Below are 11,383 nucleotides of genomic sequence, written 5' to 3'. Positions count from 1 at the left end.
CAAATAGGCTTCCTTTCGCATTTCACATTTCCAACCGTTCCCTTACGTGTGAGTTGAGTGTGAATGGCTTATCCGCCTCAGCATTTTACTTCATGTAATGCAAAGTACCCTTAGAGAAACCTATTTTCTCCCACTCAGTATAAGAAATACTCAATATTTTTTGCCTGATATCATCTGAACCCTATCTATCATTAACTAATTAGATATTTATTTCCCTTATGAATTTCTTGTGTTTTCCTCCTTATAATGTCACTCGCTCATGATAATTGCCAGTAGATTTATATCGTTTCTTCTTAAAGTTTGTTTTACTGTAATATTTTTGTACATAATATTAAAATAAATTTGTAAAAGGGAAAATGGATTATTTTAGAACGACGGAAAGTGCACATAGCGGCACAAAAATGAAACGAGTGGCAGAATTTGAATCTTTTTCCAGATTTAACTATGAGGGCAATCCCAGGAATATGGATTTAATCAATATTAAGAAAGAAAATGGGAAACTTGTATGCAAAAGAGCTAGTATCAGAAATATAGGAAAATTTCTCGAAACTGGAAAATTACATAAAGGGGATGTGATATCATTTCATGGTTGGGTGCAGATGGTGAAGGTCTACTATCCCAGCAGAGTAATGGTTATTAAACCAGCTCTGGCATCAATGTGAGATAGATTCTAGAACCCTCAAAGGTTGAATGGATGGGATTATAAACTCAGGTAAAACAATGCTAACAATCAATGGTAAAACTATACAAAAAAGAAAAGACTACCTTTACTATATCTCCGTCTTTAATTGTCAATGTATCAACTCTGCATTAAAAATGAATTAATATCCAGGCAATCGAAGTAGCCTACTTTACTTAGGTTTTTTGGTAATTTAAGGCATAATAATTGCAGGCTCAAATCCCTTTATCCAGAATCAGATCCATATATCCTTCCAGATAAATACGGAGTTTCATAATTTCGCTATTTTTTGGCAAGGTAGCAATTATTTTTTCAATATAACCTCTTTCTTTTATAAGTCGCACGGTTTCAACAAAATTCATATCAAAAATCCATGCCAGACGTGTCAGGTTCATATCATTACAGGTTCTGACATCTTTAGTACTTGCAATTCTGTTATTGAAGATATCCTGTACAAGAGCTGGGGAATATTCAGATGTGTTTGGCAATTCCAGATCCAATGCAGGATTTGGGGAATCCTTTTTTATAGAAAAATAATCGATCAGGACTTTATAGATATCAATTTTATCTGCATCCCTTATGATCTTAGAATGAAGGAGAGTTCTACTGTCAAGAGAATCCGGTAATATATACATATTATGATGTCCAATAGCTGCAAGGATTATTTTCTGCTCATGATCTGGCAGACATGAAAGGACTCTTTCTGCCTTTAAGATTTTTACTCCCAGCATAGCATGATTTTCGGAGTCAGAGTCTCTAAATGTTCTGTATTTTTTAATCTGTTCAAAACGACCAATATCATGAAAAAGAGCAATGGTCCTTGCAAGATAAAAATCTTCATCATTCAGTTTTTCAGCTTTTGCAATAAAAGTGGCATTATCGCATACCCTGATACTATGTTCTTCCTTGAGTATAATGTTTTTTTGAATAAAACCGTCATCTGTGTAGAAAGAACTGACATAAATATGGAACCATTTTTTAAAAGCAGAAAAATCATTTTCTTTCATTTACAGGCTAAACGTTTTGTTAAGTAATAGCTTTTATGCATATTCAAAATGCTCTATTGATCTGGAACTATAATTTACTGTATTACTTAAATAAATAGGTAAATAGATAAATACGGTAATTTGGGACCACAAAACAGAAATATATAATTTATCCATTTTAAATAGTGCTTTAACAGCAAGAATAAGCATTTTTATTATTCAAATTCAGGGGATGAATGAATAATGCCAAAAGTAAAAACTCATGATACCATTAATACTGCTGTACTTGTAGGAGTTCTATCAGGCCTTTATTATCTGATGTGGAAAGAAATTGGATTTGTCTCTATATATCTGAACACGTATACACTACTTGTATTTTCGCTGGCCTATCTGTTTGCAACATTTTACCTGAGTCCAGATCTCGATACTAATAGTAAGCCATACAAACGATGGGGGATGCTAAGGATACTCTGGTGGCCTTATAAGGTTATTTTCAAACACAGGGGATTTTCACACAACCCTATTCTTGGTCCTTTATCTATTATACTGAATCTTGGATTGATAATTGCAGCATTGCTCCTACTTGGAGGTGTGGACCTGCAGATCATACCAACAAATTTCATTATACCTGCCATGGCAGGTATGGTGCTCTCAATGGAGGTACATATAATCTCTGACAGCTTTGTCTCAAAGCTAAAAAGTATTTTTTAAAATCAATTTCAAATTGGAAGGTTCAGTTTATTCTTCTTATAATATACAACAATGTTAATTATCAAAAAAATCAAAAGGACATTTGTGTCCTTTTATTGCTTTCTTGCTGCAGAGTACATCTTGCCAACAGGTATGCAAGTAGCAGCCATATAAACAAGTGCTCCAATGATGGGTATCTCACACACTAGAAGCAAAGCAAACATTCCAAGCACCAGATCAAGCCATGGTTTTGATTCTTTTTCTATTTTTGTGAACAAGTATTTTCCAAGCCATATGGCTGTAAATATTCTTGCAGCATAGAGTCCCAGCATAATTAATGCCATTAGTATCAATGATACCGGAATACCTATGATAGTTATCAGAAGCATGAATGAGAGTATGAAAGCAGCTACAAATATTGCAAGACCGGTGAGAAATGCTGTTCCAGGTGATTCAGGAGTCTTTGAAACTATATTTTGAATCTGTTTCGGCCATATAGCCATTCCCAGAATACCCAACAGTACAAGTGCAAGATATCCTATGAACCATGAAAATATGGAAAACGAATCATTCTTCTCGTCATCATATTTCTCCTGCAGGAAGTCAGTATCTTTTCCTACGGTTCCAAAAGGAATATCTGCACTTTCAGGACTTCGATATTTGAGATTACCAGCAATGTATGCATCTGGCAGTACTACAAGCTGTCCTGTGGTCATATCTACATTTCCACCCACAGTTCCACCCAGAGTGACTTCACCACCTGAACCCGTGATGTTTCCGCCTATATCTCCAAGTAAGCTTAACTGGCCTGATGCAGAGGTAAAGTCACCACCAATAGCTCCTGTATTGACTAGTTTTGTCTCACCTGTAAATGAGATAAGGTCATCCTGAACATATCCGTCAATTGTCAACGTTCCGGCTGCAACCCTTACATCATCACCTACATTACCTGTTATGGTGACATCACCTGCAGCTACTATCAGGTCCTGCGTGACATTTCCCTGTATATCCACCATACCGCCGGCAACTATCAAATCCCCGTTGATCGTTCCTTTGATAATTATATTGTTACCGACTATATAAACATCATCTTCTATAACATCGTCTATGACTATTGTATCCCCACCTTCAATAGTGGTAAAAGCTGATGCAGGATAGCTAAGCACAAAGACAACAATAAGCAATTTTAACAAAATACTAAAATGGATTTTCATACTATACTCCCCCTTATAGATTTGCTCCAAACATACATTGTTTCCTATAGAACAAAACTTAGTAAGGAGTTATTGCACTCAATGAACAAAAAGGAATCTGGTGATTTTATGGGTGATTCTAAAAAGTCATCCATTGCAATACTTGTGAAGAAAAAGAACTAAAACCTCTGTTCCTCTTTTTCTTTGAGATATGTTAATAAGAGTATGCTTTTACTGATTTCTTCACCTGATCTGTACTGCTGGATCATCCACTCTTGAAAGACGATGTGAAGGAATACTGAAACCAAAAATACTATACTTCTCATATTCACTTTTCACCCAGACATCACCTTTGTGAAGTTCTACCAATTCTTTGACAAGCGATAATCCCAATCCTGTACCTTTATTATCTTTTGTGGAATGATCTCCTACCTGAGAAAATGGCTTGAATAACTTATCAATATCCTCTTCCTTTATTCCGATACCATCATCTTCAATTTCAAAACATATAATGTCCCCGATAATCTCACATCTGACAATGATGTTCCCTTCATTACGAGCAAACTTAACCGCATTCCCTATAAGGTTGAAAAGTATCTGCTTCAATTTCCCTGAATCAACTTCTACTATCTCTATATCTGGTTCTATACTGGTATGGATCGATATATTTCTGATAGCTATCGAAGGAGTCATAGACTCCACTACATCGCTAATTATCAGAGGAAGCAGAATATGCTCATATTGAAGCTCCATCTTTCCGGCCTCTGCTTTGGATATATCAAGTATGTCGTTTATGATACTAAGTAAATGATTTCCGCTTGTAGATATGTGCTGCGCATATCTTTTTTTATCTTCACCCGAAAGTTCGAACGAGTCATCTGTCAGAATATCGGAGAATCCAATAATAGAGTTCAAGGGTGTCCTTATCTCATGGCTCATGCTTGCCAGGAATTTGCTTTTGGCATTACTATAAGCCTCAGCAACCTCTTTTGCATCTTTTAGATCTTGTTCCATTCTCTTCCTTTCTGTCAGATCGATCTCCATGGAGAATACTTCCAGCTTTTCATCAGATACTGGAACAGCAGAGTAGCTTGAGAATACTGGCAACTTCCTTCCATTCTTTGCTAAGAAACTAGCCTCACATGCCTGTTTATAGTTCCTGTCTCTCTGCATGTAAGCAATAATACTCTCAAAATTATCTACATGTTCAGCAGAAATGATCAAATCCGATATTTTTTGTCCCATTACTTCAGCTTTTGTATAGCCGTACATTTTCTCACTTGCAAGATTCCAGTAGTGCACCTTGCCGTCCAAATCAAATCCCTGAACAGCAACATCCGGAACATTATCAATGAAATCAAGGAATTTCATTTCATACAGAACAAGCTGGTTTTTCTGGTTTTCAACTGTTCTTGAAAGAGCAACCTGTCTGCTGAGGACCATATAGATGATATTTGTCACCAGAAGTATCAAAATAAATGTCAATGTCTTAATGAAGGTAACATCAGCGGGGACAAGACCATTTACAAGAACACTATCAAGCCATTCTCCGGTATAGAGCCAGAAATTGTAGAGCACAGATACAAATATCAAAATAGTGGTTATTGTCACTGAGTACGGTCTTTTGAACCACTCTTTGATCCGAAGAGGATCCATGTCCACATAGTCACTTTTTATGTTGTGTGCCCCCCTCTTGTCTGGGATATGGTGTATACCTGGAAGAAGAATATATGCCTGTTCTATTAGAATATGGCCTAAGTTATTAACTTAGTACATATTATATAAAATGAATGATATAGATGTATGGACAGTAAAATGTTAGATATATTAAAAAGATACTATACATTAATAAAAAACATTAATAAAAAATAGACTTATGGAAAAACACATGCCTAATATAGAATCACTTTCAAGATATGTGAATATATTTTTGTTTTTGATATTGACGAATTCACTATTATCACGATTTGCAGTCGTTAATTCTCCCATATCACCTGCACCAGGAGTTTCCAGCATGTATTTTGCTGTAGCATTCATGATAGCATTCGCCATGTGGTATGGAATATGGGGTGCTTTTTCAGCATATCTTGGTTGCATGATCGGAGCCGGGATACTTGCAGATATGCCCTTCTCATTGAATCTGGCATGGTCACTTGCAGACCTGTGGCAGGTAATTATACCTCTGGCTGCTTTTGCATTTTTTAAAGTGAACATCAGAATGCGAACAAAAAGGGATATAGCAATATTTGTTGTCTTTGCCTGCATACTAAACAATCTGGTGGGTGCCCTGTGGGGTTCAATGATGTTGGTAACCAATGGAGTCATACAGTGGACAGAGTTTCTTGTAACATTTCAAGGATGGTTCCTGGGAAATTTTGTTACTACTTTGCTGATAGTCCCCTTTTTACTCAGGTATATCACTCCATATATTCAGCAGACAAAATCTTATGTACAGGGGTACTGGGTTTGAACTTCCAGAAATCATATACTTTAAAATATAATGTCTTAAATAAATAATGCATAAATTTAACAGGACATGATATGTCTTCAAAAACCACCAAACCACCTGTTTTCAATCTTGAAGCTGATTCAATGGACCTATGGGAAGATGGGATCATTATACTATCACCAGATGGGAACTTTTCTTATGCAAATCAAAGCTGGAAAGATTTTACACAAAATAGTTGTCTTGATCTCCTTAAATGCACTGATACAATCAATTATCTGAATTCTCTGGATAAATTTAGAGCTGAAAGACCGGATAATGCTGTCAGTATAGAAAAAGGAATAAGAGATGTCATTAATGGCAATACTAAAATATTCAAGTTTGAATATACCCATCTTGGTCCTGATGGAAAACACTGGTATTTAGTGAAAGTTCAGCCACTTTCTAAAAATAATCCCACTAGCGTTATTTTACAACATATCAACATCAATAAAAGGAAAAAAGCAGAAATTGATCAGCTTGAATCTGAAAAGCAAATTCATACAATTTTCAACAATATTCAGCTTGCAGGACTTATACTGGACTCTGGCGGAAACATCGTTTTCTGCAATGATTTTTTACTCGATCTTACGGGATGGAAAAGAGAAGAAGTCCTTAACAAAAATTGGTTTGATATTTTCCTGCCAGAAGAAATAATCCCTGAAGTAAAAGCCGTCTTCCTTAAGACTATTGAAACTGCGGATATGCCTTCATACCATGAAAACGAAATTATCACAAAGAATGGTCAGCGAAGATCAATAGCATGGAACAATACCACATTCAAAGACATAGATGGCAATATTTCCAGTATTACCAGTGTTGGAGAAGACATAACCGAACAGAGGTTTACAGAAAAGTCACTGTTGGATAGTAAAGGTCAATTACGCACATTAATTGATACTATTCCAGATCTAGTCTGGCTAAAGGATGTCAATGGTATTTATCTGATATGCAATTCCAAATTTGAGCGCTTCTTTGGTGCAAAGGAAGAAGAAATTTACGGAAAGACAGACTATGACTTTATAAACAAGGATCTGGCAGATCTTTTCACAAAGAAGGATAGAGAGGCAATGCAAGCTGGCAAACCCTCCATAAATGAAGAGGAAATCACCTATGTTGATGATGGGCACATGGAATATCTTGAGACTATTAAATGTCCTATGTATGATCAAAATGGACAACTGATAGGAATACTGGGAGTTGGCAGGGATATCACTCAGCGCAAGCAAGCAGATGAGGAATTAAAGAGAAGAGAATTACAGTTACAAACAGCACAGAAAATAGGATGCTTTGGAAGTTGGGGTTTTAACTTTAATTCCAACGATGTGGAAATTTCAGAAGAATCCGGCAGGATATATGGCGTGGAAAATAAACACATGACCATCAAAGAAATACAAGAAATACCTTTACCAGAATATCGGCCTATACTGGACAAAGCACTAAAAAATCTGCTGGAAAAAAAATTACCATATGATGTACAGTTTAAGATAGCAAGACAAAATGATGGCCAGATTCGCGAAATACATTCGGTGGCAAAGTATTTTGTTGAACGAAATATGGTTATTGGAACAATTCAGGATATTACTGAAAGAAAGCAGGCTGAAAATAAAATTGCAGAAGATGATATTCGACGGCGTATATTTATAGAAAAATCAGCAGATGGGATAGTTGTCATTGACCAGGATGGCAAGGTTTACGAGGTGAACCAGAAATATGCAGATATGCTTGGCTATTCACAGGAGGAGGCTCTCCATTTACACATTTGGGATTGGGACACTCAATGGACACGTGAACAGTTGCTTGAAATGATCAGGGTTGTTGATGAATCAGGCGATCACTTTGAAACACTACATCGTCGTAAGGATGGTACTCTTCTTGATGTCGAAATCACTTCAAGTGGCGTCATGTTTGGTGGCCAAAAACTATCTTTTTGTGTATGCAGGGATATTACTGAAAGAAAGAAGTATGAAGATGCACTGCTCCATGCCAAGCTTGCAGCAGAGACTGCCAATAGAGCAAAATCTGATTTTCTTGCTAACATGAGCCATGAGCTGCGTACGCCACTCAATTCTATTTTTGGTTTTTCACAGATGTTAAATGATAAAATACCAGGTGAATTGAATGAAAAGCAATCCCGGTACCTATCCAACGTTCTTAACAGCAGTGAACATTTAATAGAATTGATCAATGATATTCTGGATCTATCAAAAATTGAAGCCGGGAAGATGGAACTTGAGTATAAACATTTCAGAATAACTGACCTGATCGATGAAACTGTAATATCAATGCAACCTGTAGCTGAAAAGAAATATATTGATATCAAAACTGATATTCAAACTGGTGGCATTGAAATGCATGCTGACAGGAAAAAGGTCAAAGATATTTTGTATAATCTGCTTTCCAATGCAATCAAATTCACACCCGAGAACGGGAAAATCATTGTCAGGACTGAATGCATCGCCAATAAGCTTCAGGTTTCTATATCAGACAATGGTATTGGTATTTCAAAAGATGATCAGCAAGAGATATTCAAACCCTTCAAACAGGCAGATTCTTTTCTAACCCGTAAGTTTGAAGGAACAGGTCTGGGTCTTGCAATTGTAAAGAGATATGTGGAAATGCATGGAGGAAAAATCCATGTTCAAAGTAAAGTTGGAAAGGGTAGTACGTTTACATTTGAAATGCCAGTCAAACCTGGAAATACTTGAGCATCGGTATTCTATAGCCGGATTAAAAGCATATCAACTATGAATCTTCTTTATGCTTCTACCGGTGTACTTTCTATAAATTGCTTCGATGGCAAATGCTAAACCTAGCATCAAGGCCAGTATGAGAATATCTTTTGGCGAGTTATTCAAAGTATACCAGATCAGGGTCAATAGTGCAATAGAACAGACGATTACTCCTGTTATTGATAACCACCTATGGCTTTCGGTCTTCTGATGAAGACGAACATTGGAAGCGTTTACTGCTCCAAAGATAAGCAAAAATCCTGCACTTCCCATTATTGAAATACTGGACAGGTTGAATACATTTGCTACGATTAATGTTAAAAAAGAAGTTATCAGCAGACCTTCAATCGGACGATTCCATATCTTTTCTTCCAGTATCTCAGGCAATTCCCCATCTTTGGCTATGATGAAGCTCACACGCGAAGCACCGTATAATGTTGCGTTAATGGCTGAAGTTGTTGATAGGAGAGCTGCAATCGCAATTAGGTTGAAACCAAAATTCCCTAAAAATGGTTCTGCAGCTACAGCAAGAGCATAGTCCTGAGCCTGCACGATGGTGTCTGTTGATACGTTTCCAACGGTTACATAGGCAATCAGGATATAAAGTGCAATGACAAAGATAACGGCAGAATAATATGCACGGGGAAGTGTTTTTGAAGGATTCTTTACATCTTTTGCTGTGTTTGCTATCAGTTCAAATCCTTCATAAGCCAGAAATATTATCATGCCCCTGGCTACAAGCTGAAGCGGATTGGAGCCTGTTGTGAGCTGGAATGGCTGTGACTTTAAACTCCAGAGACCACCTCCAATGAAGATAAGCAGAATCATAATTTTGAAGCCAACTATCCATTCTTCGGATTTACCAACTACTTTTGCACCAATAATATTCACCATGGTCAATGCTACAATAATAATGCTGGTAAGCACGTGTTTTGAAACTGCCTGCATAGAAACCGGAAAAAATGTGGAACCATAACTTCCTAACGCATAGGCGTAGAGCGAGAGCATCACAACATAGCTCAGCCACAGGAGAACATTAAGACCCCCCGTAATCAAACTCGAACCAAATGCCTGATTCAAAAATTCCACTGTTCCTCCTTCGGAAGGATAGCGAATAGATAATTTTGCATATGAATAGGAAGTTATCAAAGCGACAAGACCGGCAAATGCAAAGGCAATGGGTGTTCCACCCTGGCCAAGTTTTACAGCAAGGCCAAGAACTGCAAAGATACCACCTCCAACCATGCCCCCAATACCGATGGAAACTGCAGAAAGGTAGCCTATGGATTTTGTAGAAGATGCATCTTTCATACATTAGCCTCATCACATACCGTTCTGGTCTTTAATGTCCTTCTGGAGTATTTCCTATAAGTCCATTCTACTGTAAAGCAGAATATAAAAACCAGTGCAAATAAAATCAATGTTGTTACTGAGTGAAGAAATTCATAATAAATGAGAATCCCAAAAAAGATCAAGGTACTGAATAAAGATGCATATATTAAATACCGTTTCGCACCGGTCTCCCCGGACAAACGCAGATGAGCTGTATTAACTGCCACATATATCACCAATAATGAAGCACTTGCAAGCATTCCAATTCCTTCAAGGTTCAGGAGATTTGTGCACAGGATGACGAGACCTGAAGTAATGAACAGGCCCTCAGTGCTTCTGTTCCAGACTTTCCTCTCAAAGAATTCAGGTAATTCACCTTCCTTAGCAATGAGATAACTTACATTTGCACCACCATAAAGAGATGCGTTGATAGCTGATGATGTTGAAAAAAGAGCAGCTATTGCCATTATCTTGAATCCTATATCTCCCAGAAATGGCTTTGCAGCTGCAGCCAGTGCATAATCCTTTGTAGTAGAGATTTCGGACATTGATAGATTTCCTACAACTACAAAACTTACAAGAACATAGATGCATATGACGATGAGAACGCTCAGATACAGAGCTCTGGGGAGATTCTTTTCAGGATCATCCATATCCTCTGCTGCATTGGTTATTAGTCCAAAACCCTGGTATGCAAGGAAGACTATCCCTGCCCCAAACAAGATGTTGGAGCTTGCAGGAAACTGTGCAACTGACAGATTTGCTGGATTTATAAAGAAAAGCCCTGAAATGGCAAAGAGGAGAAGAATCCCTACTTTGATTGATACGATGAATAGTTCTGATTTGCCTACCGCTTTTGCACCTATGAAATTAATGGCTGTAAAAATTACAATTATTGCTGTAGCAAATACATTTGACCATATCGCTGCCGCACCAGCAGGCACGAAGGTCATTGCATAAAGTGCAAATCCTTTTGCATAAAGTGCAAGTCCGAATATGTAGCCTGTCCATAGAAGAAGATTTAATCCACCACTTAATATACCATCACCAAAACCCTGAATAAGAAACTCTACCGGACCACCTGCTGAAGGATATCTTACCCCCAATTTTGCATAGGAATATGTGCTTAATAGAGCAATGGCTCCCGCGATTATGAAAGATATGTAGACTGCATTACCGGATATCTGAGTTGCTGTCCCGAATATTGAGAAAATTCCTGCACCCACCATGGCACCGACGCCAATCGATGTGGCTGACCATAATCCCATTGATTTGCTTTCACTCAT

At 37.4% G+C, this 11,383-nt stretch carries 9 protein-coding genes; 4 read left to right on the top strand and 5 right to left on the bottom strand.

The features are described from left to right. Positions 1 to 410: 410 nt before the first annotated feature. Positions 411 to 662, top strand: coding sequence for a hypothetical protein (locus QZZ23_RS12170; protein ID WP_292470530.1), 252 nt, complete (start codon positions 411 to 413; stop codon positions 660 to 662). A gap of 232 nt (positions 663 to 894) precedes the next feature. On the opposite strand, the gene QZZ23_RS12165 is transcribed toward QZZ23_RS12170, so the two are convergent. After that, a complete protein-coding gene (locus QZZ23_RS12165; RefSeq protein WP_292470528.1) occupies positions 895 to 1,686 on the bottom strand; it encodes an HD domain-containing protein in 792 nt (263 codons plus the stop codon). A 222-nt stretch (positions 1,687 to 1,908) separates the two neighbouring features. Between QZZ23_RS12165 and QZZ23_RS12160 the strand changes: the two genes are divergently transcribed. Continuing rightward, a complete protein-coding gene (locus QZZ23_RS12160; protein ID WP_292470525.1) occupies positions 1,909 to 2,376 on the top strand; it encodes a metal-binding protein in 468 nt (155 codons plus the stop codon). A 92-nt stretch (positions 2,377 to 2,468) separates the two neighbouring features. Here QZZ23_RS12160 and QZZ23_RS12155 read toward each other — a convergent pair whose 3' ends face one another. Both QZZ23_RS12155 and QZZ23_RS12150 read right to left on the bottom strand, forming a co-directional pair. Further along, positions 2,469 to 3,569, bottom strand: coding sequence for a hypothetical protein (locus QZZ23_RS12155; RefSeq protein ID WP_292470523.1), 1,101 nt, complete (start codon positions 3,567 to 3,569; stop codon positions 2,469 to 2,471). 222 nt (positions 3,570 to 3,791) lie between these two features. After that, a complete protein-coding gene (locus QZZ23_RS12150; RefSeq protein ID WP_292470521.1) occupies positions 3,792 to 5,204 on the bottom strand; it encodes an ATP-binding protein in 1,413 nt (470 codons plus the stop codon). A gap of 220 nt (positions 5,205 to 5,424) precedes the next feature. On the opposite strand from QZZ23_RS12150, the gene QZZ23_RS12145 reads away from it, so the two are divergent. Together QZZ23_RS12145 and QZZ23_RS12140 are read left to right on the top strand one after the other, a co-directional pair. Then, entirely contained in the window at positions 5,425 to 6,018 is a 594-nt protein-coding gene (locus QZZ23_RS12145; protein ID WP_366931353.1) for an MASE1 domain-containing protein, read from the top strand. Positions 6,019 to 6,089: 71 nt separating this feature from the next. After that, positions 6,090 to 8,741, top strand: coding sequence for a PAS domain S-box protein (locus tag QZZ23_RS12140; RefSeq protein WP_292470517.1), 2,652 nt, complete (start codon positions 6,090 to 6,092; stop codon positions 8,739 to 8,741). 33 nt (positions 8,742 to 8,774) lie between these two features. On the opposite strand, the gene QZZ23_RS12135 is transcribed toward QZZ23_RS12140, so the two are convergent. Next, positions 8,775 to 10,076: an APC family permease gene (locus QZZ23_RS12135; RefSeq protein WP_292470514.1), complete on the bottom strand. Its 1,302-nt coding sequence runs from the start codon at positions 10,074 to 10,076 to the stop codon at positions 8,775 to 8,777. Further along, positions 10,073 to 11,383 (bottom strand): APC family permease, encoded by a 1,311-nt coding sequence (locus QZZ23_RS12130; RefSeq protein ID WP_292470512.1) that lies wholly within the window; start codon positions 11,381 to 11,383, stop codon positions 10,073 to 10,075. Before QZZ23_RS12130 ends, QZZ23_RS12135 begins: the two co-directional genes overlap by 4 nt.

It is taken from the genome of Methanolobus sp. (assembly GCF_016278385.1).
In the GTDB taxonomy this organism is placed as follows: Archaea; Halobacteriota; Methanosarcinia; order Methanosarcinales; family Methanosarcinaceae; genus Methanolobus.
This window is presented reverse-complemented; position numbering and strand designations above follow the sequence as displayed.

Coding starts and splice junctions, on each gene's coding strand:
- QZZ23_RS12165 (WP_292470528.1), bottom strand. CDS start 1,686: ATGAAAGAAAATGATTTTTCTGCTTTTAAAAAATGGTTCCATATTTAT.
- QZZ23_RS12160 (WP_292470525.1), top strand. CDS start 1,909: ATGCCAAAAGTAAAAACTCATGATACCATTAATACTGCTGTACTTGTA.
- QZZ23_RS12155 (WP_292470523.1), bottom strand. CDS start 3,569: ATGAAAATCCATTTTAGTATTTTGTTAAAATTGCTTATTGTTGTCTTT.
- QZZ23_RS12150 (WP_292470521.1), bottom strand. CDS start 5,204: ATGGATCCTCTTCGGATCAAAGAGTGGTTCAAAAGACCGTACTCAGTG.
- QZZ23_RS12145 (WP_366931353.1), top strand. CDS start 5,425: ATGGAAAAACACATGCCTAATATAGAATCACTTTCAAGATATGTGAAT.
- QZZ23_RS12140 (WP_292470517.1), top strand. CDS start 6,090: ATGTCTTCAAAAACCACCAAACCACCTGTTTTCAATCTTGAAGCTGAT.
- QZZ23_RS12135 (WP_292470514.1), bottom strand. CDS start 10,076: ATGAAAGATGCATCTTCTACAAAATCCATAGGCTACCTTTCTGCAGTT.
- QZZ23_RS12130 (WP_292470512.1), bottom strand. CDS start 11,383: ATGAGTGAAAGCAAATCAATGGGATTATGGTCAGCCACATCGATTGGC.